Origin of the sequence: Paenarthrobacter sp. AB444, assembly GCF_028736865.1 — a bacterium.
Classification (GTDB): Bacteria; Actinomycetota; Actinomycetes; order Actinomycetales; family Micrococcaceae; genus Arthrobacter; species Arthrobacter nicotinovorans_B.
Genome location: NZ_JAQZBY010000007.1, coordinates 126,669 through 143,761, shown reverse-complemented (window position 1 = coordinate 143,761; position 17,093 = coordinate 126,669). Strand labels below are relative to the sequence as shown.

The window sequence follows — 17,093 nt, the reverse complement described above, 5'->3', positions numbered from 1 at the left end:
TTTATCGTTCCGTTCCGTAGCTTTTCGACGGCTCACCGATGTTGGCCAACGCCGCAGACTCAAGGTCAGCCGGGTCAACAAACCAGATGGTGGTTTCGCCGTTGGTCGGGCCCGGGGTTGTGATCATGGGAGTTGCGTGCTGCTTCAACCAAGCGAGCATGGTGGGATTCGCATAGCCGTAGCCCTGGCTGGTTGGCGCGGATTGAGTCAGTATGTAACTCGCCCCGTTCTGCTGCATCAGCGGCGCCGATGGCCAGATGCCGAACCGCGGATCATCCATATAGGCAAACTGGCCCGTACTGTTCGTGACGCTGACTCTCGCGTCCGCGGGAAGATTCACCTGGATCCAGTCATCGGCCCGGGCAAAGCCGTCGTCGGGCGTCAGCTCAGTGCGCATGCCCAGCACCACGGTCGACACCACGAACAGGACGCTCAGGATGCCGAGCCCCTTGCGCATCCGTGGATATCGCTCCTTGAACTCCACCACCACAAGGACTGAGCACAGCACTCCAGCCACCATCACGCCGTATCCGTACTGTTCCTCGAAAGTGCCGAACGCAGCACTGTAGATACCGGCGGCCCCAAGAGCCAGACCAACCAAGCCGACCAGGCGTCTCGAATGGTGGCGGCTGAAGCACAGAAGGAGACCCACCAATGGGCACAAACCCAGCAGGATGTAGCTCGTACCAAAGTGGCCACTTTGTTCGATAAGACGGGACACCAGGCTTGGTGAGCCTTCAGCGGTGAACCCAGTGCTCTTCTCCAGCCCGGACATGCGCACCACGCCGTTGGTCTTGGCCCACAGCCAATCGTCAAAATGGCCAGTGACCGCAACCACCAGAAGGTAGGTTCCATAGGGCAGGAAACCGAAGACTGCCAGCACCAGCGCTTCCCGCCACGGCAAGGTCTTCTTCCACACAACGGCAGCCCCCACTGGAGCCAGTGTGCAAATAAAGAAGAAGTCCTTACACAAAATGGCATAGCCAAACAGCAGCCCCGATGCTGCCAGTCTCAGGAACCACCGCGTTCTGTTGCGCGGAACGCGGGCGCCCACCAGGATCAGCATCCCTCCCAGGGCAGGAACCATGGCCGAGGTTTCAAGGAATGCATGACTGTTGTTACGCAGGACGAAAGGCTCAAATGCCAGAAGGACAGCGGTAAGCCACGCAGCGGTGTTCATAGCCAATCTGCGCACCAGCAGGAATCCGAGGCCCACCGTTACGGCCCCCAAGATACTGTTGAGCCAGCGCAGGTGCAGTGTCACGTCGATGATGTCGCCTGTCGTTCCGAACACCCTGACAACGATGGCTTCGAGCATGAAATACCCCGGCGGATGCAGGAAAAACGGCCCGTCAGGCAGTGTGGGGAACCCGCCGTTGGTCATGGATTCGCCCAGCCGCACGTACAACATCTCGTCCACCCACAACTCAAAGCTGCGCTCAACGCCCAGCGCGCGAACGCCGAGGCCCGCGGCAACAACCACGATGAAGGCAAGCGATGTACTGGTTGCCGCCGTTCCTGCCCATGCGGGCACCTTTATCAAAGGCGCGGGTGACTTGGTCTTGGACCGGCGGCCGGTACCCGGGGCCGCCCGCCCCACCCGCCGCCGTCGTCGTCTGAAGTCGTTCCTGTGGGGCAGCAAGCCGCGCTGGTGGGCCAGGACGGCCACGCCGCTGACGATGGCAAGCGCAAGCCAAACATATGGCTGGAGGTGGGCAGCCACAGCAAGGATGACAATCAGGGCGGTGGCCACGACGGCGAACCGTCCCGCTCCCTTTCCTGGTTTGGCGGCGGCAAGAATCGGACGCGCCAGAACTGCCATCACCAGGCCAGCTGTCACCGCGCCGATAGCGGTGCCCACCGCCATCCCCGCCACCGCGTTGAGCTCCCAGCCGGCCCATAGCCCGCCAACGACCAGGAGGCAGGCGAGCGCCAGGCCGAGTTGGCAGCGGCGATAAGCACGCATCGCCAGAAGGACCGTGGAGAGCACCATGAGGACGGCATACCCGAGACCGGAGGCTGCCAGCCAAGGCAAGAGCCCCAGGGAGCCGTGGTACTTCTGTGGGATGAGCAGGCCGGCCATCAACGGCGGCGCAGTAGCGATGATGGCGAACGCCACGACGGCAAGTTGCGCGAAGGAGGCAAAGGATGCGGCGAGCACCTCGGCGGTCCTGACGCCGGGAGTGCGGAGCAGCGGAAATGCCACCAACGCCGTCCCGGCGGCAACATAGACCGGGCCTTTCGCGATCGTAGCGAGCGCCTGGAACCCCGCGGCGGCTGTGGAACCGCCGTCGAGATAACCCACCACCACAACGTCGATGCCCACCAGAACCGAGACCACGCAAAGGACCAGTGCGACATCGCTGGTTTCTGCCCATCGCCATTTCTCCAGCAGCACGCGGGGCCGCCATCGGAGGTCCCGGTAAAACGACCACGGGACAACCATCGGCGCCAAGCACCCTGCGACGAAGCCCAGAACCGCTCCCCCGGCACCCCAGGCCAGGCAAATGACCAACAGGCTGAAGATGAACCTGAGGCCAACTTCACCGATGGTGGACACCGCATACCACGTGAAGCGGAGTTCCCCTTGCAGCCAACCAGCAGGCGCGTTGGCCACGAAGATCGCAAGCGCGGCCAACGCTACGGCTGCAGCCATGGCAGGCGTGGCCACAGCGAGGGTTACGCTGCCCGTGACAATGGCCGCGGCAAGCCCCGCCAAACCGGAGACGTACACCGAGAATGCTATGCCGCTGCGCCGTTCCTCGGAGCCTTCCGCATGAACGGCCACCACATGTGACAGGGGCAGCGGAACCAAGGCGTTGGCCACGATTCCAACCACCCCCAGGATCATTGCGGCTGACGCGAAGTGGGTGTATTCCGTGGTTTCAAGCATTGTGGCCATCAGCAGGGTGCAGGCGTAGCTGACCGCACCCACCACTGCCGCGGAGATGGCTAGAAAGCCGCTGTTTCTGGCTACTTTTGAGTTGTGTTCCTGGGCTCCGTCCTTGCGTTCGGTCCGTGTCCTGGCCAGGCGTCTGGCCTGCACTTCGATGGTGTTGGTGCGCTGGGCTCCATCTATTGATGGGGTACTGCTACTGGCCATCGATGGCATCAACAGGAGCAAGCATGCTTTCCGGACCGGCCAAGAGGGCGTTGCCGTCCGCCTGGCGCAATTCGGCACTGGCTACTCCGATGTTTTGCAGGGCTGCGAAGGCTTCGAACTCATCGCGTCCCTTCATCAGGACGGCCACATGCCCGTCGTCGATAAGGGCGACTTCGTCCGTGGGCCGCAGAATGCTCCGCAGGGGCGCGCCGTCGGGCAATTCGAACCTCACCAGGGTGGAAAGATCCGAGTGGCCGGCGAGGGGATCCCCGCCATCCTTTCGCACCTTGACCTCCTCCAGCAGCACCCCGGTGAGCAGCCTGGTGCTGCGTTCCCAGGTAAAGCAACGGGCCCATTCCCGACACTGCGCCGCGATGTCGGCTGCGATGCCGGGCTTCGCCAACTCCGTGATGGCGTCAGCCAGGGCACCGGCCAGTTCGCGCGGACTGTCCACCAGCCAGCCCGTTCTGCCATCCACAACGGAATCGCGTATACCGGGAACCCGGAGTGCCAAGCAGGGAACTCCCCATGCAGCCGCCTCGATGACAGAGCAACCCCATCCTTCGGAGGCGGACGTGGACGCTGTCAGCCACGCCCTGCTGAGTATCAGGTCGCGGACATCATTGGGCTGGTAGCCGTGAAACGTCACGGCATGCCCAAGGCCAAGGTCCATGGCGAGCTGTTGCAGGCGTGCCCGTTCCGGCCCGTCACCGACGATGTCCAACTGCAGGCGTGGAACACTTCGCGCCGCAACGGCGAACTGACCCAGCAGCAGGTCCAACCGCTTGTGAGGTACCAAACGACTGACGACGGCGATGCTCGGCGCAGACGATCTGGTTCCCTCTTTTCGGGGGATATCGATGGTGCCGTTGGGGACCACATGAACCGGACCACCGAAGCCCAGCTTCCGCAGTTCCAGCCTCGTGGAGGGTGACACCGCCACAATGGCACGCTGCCCGTAAACGCGTTTGGCCCCTGTGTTTTCCAGGAACCGGCCGACCGCTGCCATAGGTGGAGAGAAGCGGCTGCGGAACTGTTCCTGATGGACGTGGTGCACCACCTGGACGATCGGAACGTCCTTAGGGAGGAACAGCGGGGAGAAGAACGGAATCCCGTTCTGGCAGTCCACCACGGCATCGAACCGGACGTTGCTGCGCAGAAGCCGGAGCGCGGTCCTGGCGTAAATGGACAACGGGCCACCGGCACGAAGTATGCGGATACCGTCGATGAGCTCCTCCGGCGACTGACCGGCGTCGCGACCCGTCAACCACGTGACTTTGACGCCGTTCTCAACCCACCTCCTGGAAATCTGGTGCATGTATTGCTCGGCACCACCGGCGAGGGAGTGCCGGACATCGCGCCAGTTCAGCACCAGCACATGCTTCCCGGCCAGCCGGCCGGGAGCGTTCAGATCGGGCAGGACAAAGGTCATGGCATGGCTTTCTGAAGTTGCAGTACTGAGGCGAAGCTGGCCACGCCATCCTGGAAGGGGCGGAAGGTCGACTCCGATCCGTCCGTCCAAGCGACCGGGATTTCGATGATGCTGGCTTTGTGGTCCTGGAGCCGCAGGAGTAGTTCGACGTCGAACGCGAACCCCGTACTGCGGCACTGCACCATGGCTGCGGTCAGGGCATCCCGCTCAAAGAACTTGAAGCCGCACTGGGTATCCTGGATGCCTTTGACCTTGGAACGGGTCAACACCCGGAAGGCGGTTCCACCCATCCTGCGTCCCAAATGCTGGGGACGGACGAAGGTGGATCCCGGTGCGTGGCGGGAGGCGATGACAGCCGCAGCACCCCGTGAGAGGTGGGCCATGGTTTTGGTGAGGGTTTCCAGTGGGGTGGCGAGGTCGGCGTCGAAGAACCCGGTGAACTTGGAGGTTCCACTGAGGAGGCCCCGCCTGACCGCCGCGCCCTTGCCCCGGCGGGCGCAGCCCACGACGGCGACCGGGACTCCCCCACGCTGCTCACGGGAGATCCGGCGGACGACCGCAGCGGTCTCATCGACGCTGCCGTTGTCCACCACTACGATGCGCGAAGACCATGACTGGGCAGCCAGGAATTCCATGGTTTGACGCAAGGTTCCGGGGATTCTCGAGGCCTCGTTGTAGGCGGGAATAATGACTTCCAAATCCACAAGGGACCGTCGCATGGAGTCGGAGTGCTGCCGGGCGTGCGGATTTCCTTTCCTGCCCGGCAGAGCACCGTGTGGATAAAACGTGAGCATCTGAACCTCCAACTTTCCGAGCACCTGACGAAATCGTGCTCGCAATAGATGGAGTGAGGGGTCGGCACAACTCATGACGCCAATTCAGGGTTGTCGTTTCAAGTCGCAGCCAACTATCAGCTCGCCCGGTCCGGCCCGGCGCTGTGAGCGAAATTGCTGGTTCACTGTCAGAGCAGATCTATAGAGTGGCCCCATGAGCCACACTTCTTCTGCATCTGCCGCCGCTCCGGAAACTGCCCTGGAGCCGCCGGTCGCCAAGCGCGTTCCGACACGCCGTGAACACCATGGAGATGTTTTCGTGGACCACTACGAGTGGCTCCGGGACAAGGAATCTCCGGAAGTGGTGGAACATCTCAAGGCGGAGAACGCCTACCAGGAGGCCGTGACAGCGCACCAGGAACCACTGCGCGAAGCGATATTCCAGGAGATCAAGGGCCGTACCCAGGAAACGGATCTGTCCGTGCCCGGGCGGAAGGACGGCTGGTGGTATTACAGCCGCTCGGTGGAGGGCAAGGAGTACAGCATCCAGTGCCGCGTCCGGGCCCAGGATACCGGCGATCGTGTAGCCGACTGGACCCCTCCGGCTGTTGAGCCCGGTGTCGCCATCGATGGCGAGGAAGTGCTCCTGGACGGCAACATCGAGGCCGAAGGACAGCCGTTCTTCAGCGTGGGTGGCGCCGCTGTGACCATGGACGGAAACCTCTACGCCTACGCTGTGGACAACGCCGGCGACGAGCGCTTCACACTGCGGATCAAAGACCTTCGGACCGGAGAACTTCTGCCGGACGTTATCGAGAACATCTTCTACGGGGTGGCCTTCTCCCCCGACGGCACCCGCCTTTTCTACACGGTGGTGGACGAGTCCTGGCGGCCGTACCAGGTGAAGTCCCACGTACTGGGCACGCCGGTCACCGAGGATGAGGTGCTTTACCAGGAGGACGACGTCGCCATGTGGCTGGGCTTCGACCTCGCCTCCGACCGCCGCCACCTGGTGCTCAGCATCGGCTGCTCGGAATTCAGCGAGACCCGGCTGCTTCGCTTTGACGACGACGAAGCGGGCCTCACCACGGTCATCTCCCGGGATGAACGGATCCTGTATGAGGCCGAGCCCTTCCTCCTCGACGGTCGCGAGACCCTTCTCCTGACCCACAACAAGGACGCCATCAACTCGATGGTGAGCCTGGTCGATCCGGAAGAACTGGCAAAGCCGCTGTCCGGGCAGCAGTGGAGGACCGTCGTCGCGCATTCAGACGAGGTGCGCGTCAACGGCGCCGGAGTCACGTCCTCGCATTTGGTGCTGTCCATCAGGAAGGACACGATCGAGCGCGTGCAGGTGCTGCCGCTCGCCGGTCTTGGGACTGCCGCGCAGGGTACGCCCGTCGAGCCTGCCTTCGATGAAGAGCTGTACACAGCGGGTGTTTCCGGCTCCGACTACGAGGCCCCCGTGATCCGCATTGGCTACACCTCCTACTTCACGCCGTCGCGCGTCTACGACTTCGTGCTGCCCACTTCGGAACTGCCCGCCGGCGACTTGCTCCTGCGCAAGGAGAGCCCGGTGTTGGGCGGGTACTCGCCATCGGATTACGTGGCCACCCGTGAGTGGGCGACGGCCGACGACGGCACCCGGGTTCCGCTGTCAGTGCTGCGGCACGCTTCTGTCCAGCAAGACGGGACCGGAGCGGGCCTGGTGTACGGGTACGGCTCCTACGAAGTGAGCATGGACCCCGGCTTCGGGGTGGCCCGGCTGTCCCTGTTGGACCGCGGAATCGTCATGGTCATCGCGCACATCCGTGGTGGTGGCGAACTCGGCCGGCACTGGTACGAGGACGGGAAGAAGCTCAGCAAGAAGAACACCTTCACGGACTTCATCGCGGCCACCGACTGGCTGGCAAGCTCCGGCTGGGTCTCGCCGGACCGGATTGCTGCCATGGGTGGCTCAGCCGGTGGGCTGCTCATGGGCGCCATCGCCAATATGGCTCCGGAAAAGTACGCTGCCGTGGTGGCACAGGTCCCGTTCGTGGATGCTTTGACCACCATCCTGGATCCGGAGCTGCCGTTGTCGGCATTGGAATGGGAGGAATGGGGAAATCCCATCACCGATCCCGAAGCCTATGCCTACATGAAGTCCTACACGCCGTACGAGAATGTGCGATCAGCCGCTTATCCCAAGATCGCTGCGGTGACATCCTTCAATGACACCCGGGTCCTGTATGTGGAGCCTGCCAAGTGGGTCCAGGCATTGCGTGCGGAATCGACAGGCAGCGAGCCGATCGTCATGAAGATCGAGATGGACGGTGGCCATGGTGGCGCTTCCGGCCGGTACGTCCAGTGGCGCGAGCGGGCCTGGGATTACGCGTTCGTGGCGGACTCCCTCGGAGCCACCGAGCTCCTCCCAGGGGCGGGCCTCAAGTAACCGCCTCCCCCTCACCCAACTAGGGGACAGATAACGTCGCTCTGAGCCGTCAGTGGAACGTTTGCTGTCCCCTAGTTGGGTTGGCGGGCGCGGAGGATGGCGTAGTAGCCGGGGATGACGTCGGGGGTCGAGGGATTGCTCAGCGGACGGGTTTCGATGTTGGTCGCGCCGTCCTCCACAAGGTTCCAGTCCGACGTCGGGAACGCCTTGGCGCGTTGCGCGGCACCGAAGTGACCGGGCATTGGCAAGCCCCGGATGGCCCACTCCAGTGGTGCCGGGATCGACTTCCGGGTGGCGCCGAGATGACTGACGTAGTCCACCGGCGTGCCCCGGAAGTTGGTCTCGGCCAGGAACACGCCGCCACGATGTCCGACGACGGGCGGCAAGTTCGCTGCCAAGGCCGCACGTCCGTTGCGGTCCAGTACGTGCAGGACGCCGCGGATGAAGACGTTGGCGTCGCCCGTCCAGCCGGCATCGGCCAAGGCCTTCGCCACGGTCCCGGGGGCGTCAGGCGAGGTCATGTCGCACACTGCAAATGCCGTCGAGGGAACATCTGCCGACTCCATGCGTGCGCGTTCCACCGCATTGGCGGAGTAGTCGAGTCCCAAGGCCAGGGGGAAATGTTCCGCCAGGAGCCGGGTGAAGCTGCCATTGCCGCAGCCAACGTCCACTATGGGAAGGGACGGATCCAGCTGTGCCAGCTTGGGGAGATAGCCGTTCATTTCGTGGTCGCTCCCGGAATCCCAGAGGACATCGCCGGTTGCACCGGTTGAGCGGACACTCCCCCAGTAGCGGTCCCAGGCCGTCCGTGGATCCTTCGGCGCCGCAGAGGAAAGCCTGATGAGGCGTGGAATCAGCAGGTACTTCCTCAGCGCAGAGAACATCCTCCAAATATAAGGGTGCTTCAGCTCTGTCCCAGCCACTCCAGCGCTTCCGTTTCGGAAGTAAAGAATTTGGTAGGGCATGGCGGCTTCATGATGCCCAGGAAGAAGTTCGCAATGACGCGGTCCACGGGAGACGAACCCCAAAGGGCAATACGGTTGGCTTGGCATGGCTTGGCGAAAACCGACCTTGCGCCGCGGGTGACGTCGTCCGTGGTGGCCATGTCCACGATCATGGGGTGGCGTTCGGGCCCACACAGCTCGTTGACCCGGTCCATGGCGCGCTGGGCGTCGGACTCCTTGATCTTGGCGCCGCGCGGCCAGGTCAGGCGCAAAATCCCGGACTCTTCGAGGTCAAGCTGAAACTTCACCTGCTGGTGATCCTGCGGTGTGGTGGGGTGGTCCACGGTGCTCCTCCTGCGGTTCAGTGCCGGTCACACGGCGCTGCAGTGCTTGTTCAAGGCTGTCGAATCCCTTGAACAAAGTAAAGCTGTGACATGCGACTCATCCAGCGCATTTTCATCGGGGCACCCGCACCGCCTCACGCCGCTGATAGGGTGTTGCCACATCTGGAATTTCCATGGTTGGTGGTAGAGAGGGAGGGGGCTCAGTGGGCCAGAAGGGCGCCGACATACAGCATTCCCTTTCCGTCGTTGTTGCGGATTCAGAGGCTGACCGCCTGACCGTGACAGCGGAGGCATTGGGAGCTGCGGGCTTCGACGTTTTCCGTGCGGCGGACGCCGAAGAACTCGCCTTGGAGCTCCAGCGCCATAGTCCCGCAGTGATAGTTGCCGGAAACACCCTTGGCCGATCGCTCCGCAGCCCCGGAGTTCCGGTCCTGCTGCTCCTCGACGAAGACGAGGTTATCGACGTCAAGGCCATCGAGTCCTGGCGCGTCGCCGACTACGTTATTGGCCCGGTGCGCGGCATGGAGATCGTCCACAGAGTGCAAACACTGCTTCGCCGGTCCTCGGAGCGGGAGCGCTCCCGGGGCGAGGTTGAGGCGCTGCGTGAAAGCCTGAGGAGTGTCTCATCGGCGGTTCGCGAGACCAACGATCCCCAGCAGATCGCGGACCGTGTAGTCCGCGGTTTCGGCGAAGCCCTGGGCGTGGACCATGTGTGGTTCGCTACTTTCCAGGACGAACGGGTCCCCAGCATCCGCGCCCAGTGGAGCCGCGACGGGCTGCCGATGCTCCCGGCACGACTCGGCGACAGCGGAAACACCATCATCGAGGTCGCCAACAAACTGTGGACTGCAGCTGATGTCCTGGCTGTGACGGACCACCGGGGCGACCCCGGATCGGACATCGCCAAGGCCCTGAAAGCTTGGTCCAGCGAACTCAAGCCCGTCTCCACAGTGCTTCTTCCAGTCGGCGAAGGCGCATCCGCCATGGGCATTGTCCTGCTGTCCACCGTGGAAGAGCGCCACGACTGGACACGGGCCGAAATCGCCCTCCTGCAGCACGTAGCAGGCAACGTGGCGCACGGGCTGATCCAAGGCCACCTCATCAGTGCGCAGCAGCGTGTCCTTCACCAGCTCCGCCAATTGGACAAGGCCAAGACCGACTTCCTGGCTACGGTGAACCATGAATTGCGCACCCCGCTGACATCCATCACGGCCTACCTGGACATGATCCAGGACGGTTCCGGCGGCCCGGTTCCCGAAGGCATCAACAAAATGCTGGACGTCATCGGCCGCAACTCCAGCCGGCTCCGGAAGCTCATCGAGGACATGCTGACGGTGTCCATGCAGGACGGCAGCAACCTGGACCTCAAACCGGTGGATATCGCCAAGCTCCTGCAGGTGGTGGTGGCTACCCTGCGACCGCTGGCCGAATCCCGGCACGTGTCCGTTTCAGTGACCGAAAGCCCGGAAGACATCGAGGTCACTGCCGACGAGGCCAAGCTCGAGCAGGTGTTCACGAACATCGTGGCCAACGCCATCAAGTTCACGCCCGAGGGCGGACGCGTGGGTATCAGCAGCGCAGTGTCGTCGTCGAAGGAAGGCGGAAAAGCAGCCCTGGTGAAGATTGCGGACAACGGCCTGGGCATCCCGGAACACGATCTGCCCCACATCCTGACCCGGTTCTACCGCGCTTCGAACGCCACCTCGGCGGCCGTTCCAGGCAGCGGGCTGGGCCTGGCCATCGCCCACGACATCGTCAGCCGGCACATGGGCCGCATGGTTTTCGACTCCACGCTTGGCTCCGGGACCACCGTGTCCGTGGAGCTGCCTGTGGGCGGACCGTAGGCAACAGGTTCTTGTGACAGGCCTGTCAATGCCCGCTCCCGGCCACACCCGGGAAGTCACTAATGCGCGACACAATCTGAAACAAAAATTGATGCCCCGGGCTCAGGCCCGGGGCATCAATTTCATGTCAAGTGGCCTTGAGAGGCGCCCCCAATGTTTAGTTCGGCCACCACCCGATGCTGGTGGTGTTCGTCTTCGTAGTGGTGGTGCTGTTCGGCCACCAGCCGATTGCCGTGCTGTCCTGGGAAGGCTCGGCGTTTGCCGGAGCAGCGAATCCCGTTACTGCCAGAACCGCTGCCATGAGCAGGGTTGCCGCAAATTTTTTCATCCGCTATGCCCTTTCGTACTGATGCGAATTGTTGGTCGTGACTTGAATAAAGTCACGGGGCAAACTATACGAGCTTTTCTTCGGCAATGACATGGATAATGGGCACATGAATAGTCCCCACCTCGCCGCGCACCTTGTGGCCGGCCTCACGGCGCGTGCCAAATGGAAGGAACGGGACTTTGACCAGGCCTTTCGACTGGCTGGTGAAGCCGCGGGCTTGGCCTCCGCCGCCGGGGATGAGCAGTCGTGGTGGAACATGCTGTACCTCCAGGCCGAATGCCTCCGCGACCAAGGACGGATCGAGGAATTCCTGCAACTGGCGACGGAGCTCAAGGACCATAGCTTCACCGCATCGTCGCCCGAACTCGGCGCCAAAGCCGGAACAATGGTGGCCGTGGCATTCCAAGGACTGGGACGGCTGGCAGAGGCGGCGGCGACTGCTGCCGATGCCGCCAAGCTCGCATCACTTGACTCTGATCTGGTGTACGTCCAGATCCTCGCCCAGAGGGCGCTGATTGCAGCCTTGGCCGAAAGCCGGCTGTTGGAGGACGCGTGGCGCGAATGCCTGGTGCTGGAAACGCTGATTACCGACGACGTCGATGAGGACACGGCGGGTAAAGGCTACTGGGTCATCGGAAATGTAGCGTTTCTCGCCGATCGCGTGAGCGACGGCGGCCGGTACCACGACCTCGCCGCGGAACGGCTCTCGCCGTCGAAGGACGTCGATCTCTGGGCACGTTTCAACCGCGCCTCGGCAGAGATGCGCCTCCAGGCCAAGCTCGACGGCGCCGCCACCTTGCGCTGCATCGAAAGGGCAGAACTCGCAACGGACATCGTGGGCGGTTCCGAACGCGACCACTTGGAGATGTCCTTGGTCCGCGCCCACTGGAATTTCCTCATTGGCGATATGAAGGAAGCGCTGGCCATCCTCGAGCCGTTGAGCGCACGTTCCTCTGTCCTGGCCACCCAAACCGCAGCCGAAACGCATTTCCTCCTTGCCCGCGCACTGCTGGATTCGGGTCGAACCGAGGAAGGCTTTGCGGCCTCCGACGTCGCTGCCCAGCTCTTTGACCAGGCCGCATTGCCGGAGCGGAGTGCAGCCGTCCGCGAATACCTGCAGCAGGTTGCTGGGCTGCAGGACCGACCGCACGGGGCGTGAACGTGGCCGACGCAAGCATGTACTCCGGGAACGACCCGCGCTTGGGGCAGCTCCTTGAGGGCATCGTCCGGCTCGCTGCAGGAGACCTGACCACCAGGATCGAGATCTCCGAGGCACGCGACGAGATCGACGCGGTCATCATGGGCACCAACCTGCTGGCCGAGGACCTTCAAATCGTCTACGAAGAGCTGGAGCAGAGGGTGCAGGCCCGAACCCAGCAGCTCAACGAAGCGCATCAGGCAATGCGGCGCATGGCCATGACGGACCCCCTGACCGGCCTGAGCAACCGTTCGGCCTTCGCTGCAGCCCTCAGCGAAGCTCAGAACCAGGAAGTCGAGGGAAAGAAGCGGGCCGCCATCCTGTTGCTGGACATGGACGGCTTCAAGGCCATCAACGATTCCCTCGGCCACACGATCGGAGACAAGGTCCTCGAAACCGTGGCGCACCGGATCAGCGGAGCGGTCCGGGACCAGGACATGGTGGCGAGGATGGGCGGTGACGAATTCGCGGTGTTGATCCCCGGGGTGACCCCGGCCGAAGCCGCGGTCATCGGCAACCGCATCTTGGCTGACGTTGTTGAACCCATGGAGATCGAGGGCCAGCACCTGCGGTGCGGGGTCAGCATGGGGCTGCGAATGGCCGATCCCGGCCAGAGCGCAGAGGAACTCATGATGGAAGCGGACATCGCCATGTACGAGTCCAAAGCCGACGGCCGTGGCAAGCTCAAGCTTTTCGCGCCGGAGATGCTGCTCGCCCGTCAAATGCGGAACCAGTTGGTGGGTGAGCTGAAAGAGGCGATCGCCGGATCCCAACTGGTTCTTTACTACCAGCCCATCATCAGGCTCGACACACGCGAAATCGAAGGCGTGGAGGCCTTGGTCCGCTGGAACCACCCCACCCGAGGGCTCATCATGCCCGACGAGTTCATCCCCATCGCCGAGGAAACAGGAATGATCTCCGACCTGGGCGGCTGGGTGCTCCGCACCGCCGTCGAGCAGTTGAAGCAATGGCGCAGCGACCCCCTCACGGCGAGCCACAACTTCAGCATGCGCATCAACGTTTCGGCAGCGGACCTGCAGCGGCTGGAGTTCGTCGAGGACGTGCGGGAGGCGTTGTCGGCCGCCGGGCTTGACCCATCCCTTCTGGTCCTGGAGCTGACCGAGAGCGCGGTGATCCAGGGCAACGACCTGGACCGTTACACGCTGAACAGCCTGCGCCGGCTGGGGGTTGGACTTGAAATCGACGACTTCGGCACGGGGTATTCGTCCATCAGCTACCTGCGGCAACTGCCGGTGGACACGGTCAAGGTAGACCGCACGCTGCTCTCAGCCCTCGGCAGCGATCCATCGCAGCCTGCCCTGCTTGCCGCGGTGCTGCAACTCATCAAGGCATGTGGATTGAATGCGGTCTGGGAAGGCATCGAGACCGCGGAGCAGGCCGAGTACCTGTTGGGCATCGGCTGCACCAGCGGCCAGGGGTACTACTTCAGCAGACCCCTGGCCGCGGCCCAGCTGACGGAACAGCTGAAGCACCACAAGGCATGGCCGGTCAGCTGACGCTCCGGGTCCAGGGGCGGTGCCGGTTGCGCCACTCGGAGTCCAGGATCGCGTAGATGTTCTCCGTGGCCCATTGACCCTTGTAGTGCCAGTTATCCACCAAGGTCGCTTCCAGGCGCATGCCCAACCGCTGGCAAATTCCCGCCGATCCCTCGTTAAGGGCATCAAGCTTGGCGTCGACGCGATGGAAGGACAAGTGCTCAAAAGCGAGTCGGAGGACGGCCTCGGCCGCTTCGGTGGCGAAGCCGTGGCCGCGTGCATCCGGGTGCAGAATCCAGCCCAGCTCAGCCTGGCCTGTCCCCTCGAGCCACTTCAGCACGACCTCGCCGATCAGGCCGGGCTGGTCCTGGCGCTCGATGGCCAAGCACACCCAGTCCCCCTCCTGGTTGAACTCGAAGTTGGCGTAGCGGCCCAGCACTTCCATGGACTTGGTCTTGGTCAATTCGTGGCGGAAAAGGAACCGCGCGGTTTCGGGCAGGGACTGGTATCCGTGGAAGCGTTCCAGGTCATCGACCTCGAAGCGGCGAAGGATCAGGCGGTCTGTGATAATCGGGAGCTCAATTTCGGGCATGCACTTGAGGCTACTAGGCCCGGACGAATCGTGGCCCAGTCTTGACACGTGGCGCGATCTGGGATTACCTAATGAACATTCGGTAAATAAAGCTGGAGGCAATGACGCATGGTTGAAACAACCCTCTCCGGTGCTTCGCACCACATCCTGACGAACGACTACGCGTCCGAATGGATGGGCATCGAGGTCCTCAAGCTCGACGACGGCCACGCCACCATCCGCATGCACCTCCGGCAGGAGATGCTCAACGGCTTCGGCATGGCCCACGGCGGAATGATCTTTGCCTTCGGTGACACCGCCTTCGCCCTGGCCTGCAACCCGGCCAACCCGACGCCCGAGGAGGCGGCCTCCATCACGGTAGCCTCCGGCGTCGACATCAATTTCATCAAGCCGGCCTTCCAGAGTCAGGTGATTACCGCCGTTGCAAACCGACGCGCAAGTACCGGCAGGAGCGGTCTGTACGACATCCAGATCTTCGCTGCCGCCCCCGACGCCGACGCCCCCTCCACTGCCGACGCCCAGCCCGGGGAGCTCATCGCTGAGTTCCGCGGCCGCAGCCGGACCATCTCCAAGAAGTAGGAAACCTCATGACCCAGAACACCGTGGCCGCACCCGTATCGCCCTCAGATGCCGTGCTGGACCGTGAAGAGACCATCTCCCGCGATGAGCTCGAGGCCCTGCAACTCACCCGCCTCCAGCACACGGTGGCCTACGCCTACGACCGCGTGCCGTTGTACAAGCGGAAGTTCGACGAAGCCGGAGTCCATCCGTCGGACCTGCGCGAACTGAGCGACCTCGGCAAGTTCCCGTACACCACCAAGGAAGACCTCCGCCTGGAGTACCCGTTCGGCATGTTCGCCGTGCCGCAGGACCAGGTGGCCCGCATCCACGCCAGCTCCGGCACTACAGGACGCCCCACGGTGGTCGGCTACACCAAGAACGATCTCGCCAACTGGGCCACGCTGGTGGCCCGCTCCCTGCGTGCCTCGGGCGTCCGCCCCGGCATGAAGGTCCACAACGCGTACGGTTACGGCCTGTTCACGGGCGGTCTCGGCGCTCACGCCGGCGCCGAAGCACTCGGCTGCACCGTCATCCCCATGTCCGGGGGCCAGACCGAACGCCAGATCCAGCTCATTCAGGACTTCAAGCCGGACGCCATCCTGGCCACGCCCACCTACCTGCTGACCATCGCCGACGCCATGGCCCACATGGGCATCGACCCCACCTCCACGTCACTCAAGTACGCCGTTCTGGGTGCCGAGCCGTGGACCGAGGAAATGCGCCACGAACTCGAAACCACCATGAACATCAAGGCCTCGGACATCTACGGACTCTCCGAAGTCATGGGCCCGGGTGTCGCCGGTGAAGCTGTTGAAACCCAGGACGGCTGCCATATCTGGGAGGACCACTTCCGCCCTGAGATCATCGATCCGTTCGACCACTCCACGGTCCTTGGCGATGGCGAGCCCGGTGAGCTGGTCTTTACCTCCTTGACCAAGGAAGCCCTGCCCATCATCCGGTACCGCACCAAGGACCTCACCCGCCTGCTTCCCGGCACCGCCCGCCCCGCACACCGCCGCATGGGCCGCATCACGGGGCGCAGCGACGACATGATCATCCTGCGCGGCGTGAACCTCTTCCCCTCGCAGATCGAGGAAATCGCGCTGCGCATCCCCGAGCTCAGCCCGCACTTCCAGCTGGAAATCACCCGGCCCGAGGGCAAGCGCATGGACTCGCTGACGGTCCGCATTGAGCGCCGCGAGTCCGTCCCCGTTGAGGCCGGTACGACGGCGGCACACACCTTGCGGGAGCAGATCAAGATTCACGTTGGGTCCTCTTGCGTCGTTGACGTCGTTGAGCCCGGTTCCCTTGAGCGGTCCAACGGCAAACTCCGCCGGATCTACGACATGCGCCCCAAGGGCTAGCGGCTTCTGCCGTTCAGAACGTGAGAAAATGCCAGCATGCCTACTGAGACCACCACCAAGCGCGGACGGCCCGGTTATGACCAACAGTCGGTGCTCCGCATCGCCGTCGACGTCTTCAACCGGCACGGTTACGACGCTACGTCCATGGGCATACTGGCCGAGAACCTGGGGATCTCCAAGTCAGCCATCTACCACCACGTGCCGTCCAAGGGCGATCTCCTGAAGCTCGCCCTGGACCACGCGCTGGGTGGCCTGGAGGCGATCCTGGAGGAGCCCGCGGCCACCTCCGGACCTGCCGACGTAAGGCTGGAATTCGTGCTCCGACAGACCATCGCCGTGCTGGTGGATCGGCTGCCGTTCGTCACCTTGCTGCTGCGGCTGCGGGGCAACACGGAGATCGAACGCGACGCACTGGAACGTCGTCGCGCTTTCGACCACAAGGTGGCTGCCTTGATTTCCGCGGCCCGCGACGACGGCTCGCTGCGCCAGGACATCGATCCCCGCACCGTGACCCGGCTGCTGTTCGGCACCATTAACTCGATCGTGGAGTGGTACAAGCCCGGCGGCTCGCTGTCCCCCGAAAAGCTCGCCGACGACGTCATCACCATGGCCTTCGACGGCCTCCACAGCGCCGCCTGACGCCGGCGCACATCCCCGGCGTTTGAGCCCAACGCTCGCGC

14 protein-coding genes are annotated in these 17,093 nt (G+C 63.4%); 7 read left to right on the top strand and 7 right to left on the bottom strand.

Annotated elements, in window-relative coordinates; genetic code table 11:
- Position 1: 1 nt before the first annotated feature.
- From PQ627_RS10790 to PQ627_RS10780, 3 genes are read right to left on the bottom strand one after another with little or no spacing between them, the layout of a single operon-like run.
- Positions 2-3,103, bottom strand: a complete 3,102-nt coding sequence (locus PQ627_RS10790) for a hypothetical protein (RefSeq protein WP_274260833.1) — start codon at positions 3,101-3,103, stop codon at positions 2-4.
- A complete protein-coding gene (locus tag PQ627_RS10785; protein WP_274260831.1) occupies positions 3,093-4,535 on the bottom strand; it encodes a glycosyltransferase family 4 protein in 1,443 nt (480 codons plus the stop codon). Before PQ627_RS10785 ends, PQ627_RS10790 begins: the two co-directional genes overlap by 11 nt.
- Positions 4,532-5,254 (bottom strand): glycosyltransferase, encoded by a 723-nt coding sequence (locus tag PQ627_RS10780; RefSeq protein ID WP_274260829.1) that lies wholly within the window; start codon positions 5,252-5,254, stop codon positions 4,532-4,534. The genes PQ627_RS10785 and PQ627_RS10780 overlap by 4 nt, the downstream gene beginning before the upstream one ends.
- Before the next feature lie 268 nt (positions 5,255-5,522).
- On the opposite strand from PQ627_RS10780, the gene PQ627_RS10775 reads away from it, so the two are divergent.
- Positions 5,523-7,742, top strand: coding sequence for a S9 family peptidase (locus tag PQ627_RS10775; protein WP_274260827.1), 2,220 nt, complete (start codon positions 5,523-5,525; stop codon positions 7,740-7,742).
- A gap of 71 nt (positions 7,743-7,813) precedes the next feature.
- Here PQ627_RS10775 and PQ627_RS10770 read toward each other — a convergent pair whose 3' ends face one another.
- Positions 7,814-8,626, bottom strand: coding sequence for a class I SAM-dependent methyltransferase (locus PQ627_RS10770; protein WP_274260825.1), 813 nt, complete (start codon positions 8,624-8,626; stop codon positions 7,814-7,816).
- A 20-nt stretch (positions 8,627-8,646) separates the two neighbouring features.
- Positions 8,647-9,030 carry a DUF7793 family protein gene (locus PQ627_RS10765; RefSeq protein ID WP_274260823.1) on the bottom strand — a complete coding sequence of 128 codons (384 nt, stop codon included), beginning with the start codon at positions 9,028-9,030 and terminating at the stop codon, positions 8,647-8,649.
- Positions 9,031-9,233: 203 nt separating this feature from the next.
- Here PQ627_RS10765 and PQ627_RS10760 point away from each other — a divergent pair, with 203 nt between their 5' ends.
- Positions 9,234-10,874: a sensor histidine kinase gene (locus PQ627_RS10760; RefSeq protein ID WP_274260821.1), complete on the top strand. Its 1,641-nt coding sequence runs from the start codon at positions 9,234-9,236 to the stop codon at positions 10,872-10,874.
- Positions 10,875-11,031: 157 nt separating this feature from the next.
- On the opposite strand, the gene PQ627_RS10755 is transcribed toward PQ627_RS10760, so the two are convergent.
- A complete protein-coding gene (locus PQ627_RS10755) occupies positions 11,032-11,202 on the bottom strand; it encodes a hypothetical protein (protein ID WP_162239598.1) in 171 nt (56 codons plus the stop codon).
- Between the two features lie 106 nt (positions 11,203-11,308).
- Between PQ627_RS10755 and PQ627_RS10750 the strand changes: the two genes are divergently transcribed.
- The gene (locus tag PQ627_RS10750; protein WP_274260816.1) at positions 11,309-12,361 is read left to right on the top strand and encodes a hypothetical protein; all 1,053 of its coding nucleotides are present in this window, start codon (positions 11,309-11,311) and stop codon (positions 12,359-12,361) included.
- A gap of 2 nt (positions 12,362-12,363) precedes the next feature.
- Complete coding sequence (locus PQ627_RS10745) at positions 12,364-13,917, top strand: putative bifunctional diguanylate cyclase/phosphodiesterase (RefSeq protein ID WP_274260815.1); 1,554 nt, start codon at positions 12,364-12,366, stop codon at positions 13,915-13,917.
- Here PQ627_RS10745 and PQ627_RS10740 read toward each other — a convergent pair.
- Positions 13,910-14,488 carry a GNAT family N-acetyltransferase gene (locus tag PQ627_RS10740; protein WP_274260812.1) on the bottom strand — a complete coding sequence of 193 codons (579 nt, stop codon included), beginning with the start codon at positions 14,486-14,488 and terminating at the stop codon, positions 13,910-13,912. The two genes, PQ627_RS10745 and PQ627_RS10740, sit on opposite strands and share 8 nt — an antisense overlap.
- A gap of 108 nt (positions 14,489-14,596) precedes the next feature.
- Here PQ627_RS10740 and PQ627_RS10735 point away from each other — a divergent pair, with 108 nt between their 5' ends.
- Genes PQ627_RS10735 through PQ627_RS10725 form a run of 3 tightly spaced genes read left to right on the top strand, consistent with a single transcriptional unit; the run spans position 14,597 to position 17,052 of the window.
- Positions 14,597-15,067: a hotdog fold thioesterase gene (locus tag PQ627_RS10735; RefSeq protein WP_274260810.1), complete on the top strand. Its 471-nt coding sequence runs from the start codon at positions 14,597-14,599 to the stop codon at positions 15,065-15,067.
- Between the two features lie 8 nt (positions 15,068-15,075).
- Positions 15,076-16,413, top strand: coding sequence for a phenylacetate--CoA ligase PaaK (gene paaK / locus PQ627_RS10730; RefSeq protein WP_262275846.1), 1,338 nt, complete (start codon positions 15,076-15,078; stop codon positions 16,411-16,413).
- A 36-nt stretch (positions 16,414-16,449) separates the two neighbouring features.
- A complete protein-coding gene (locus PQ627_RS10725) occupies positions 16,450-17,052 on the top strand; it encodes a TetR/AcrR family transcriptional regulator (RefSeq protein WP_274260806.1) in 603 nt (200 codons plus the stop codon).
- The last annotated feature ends 41 nt before the right edge of the window (positions 17,053-17,093 follow it).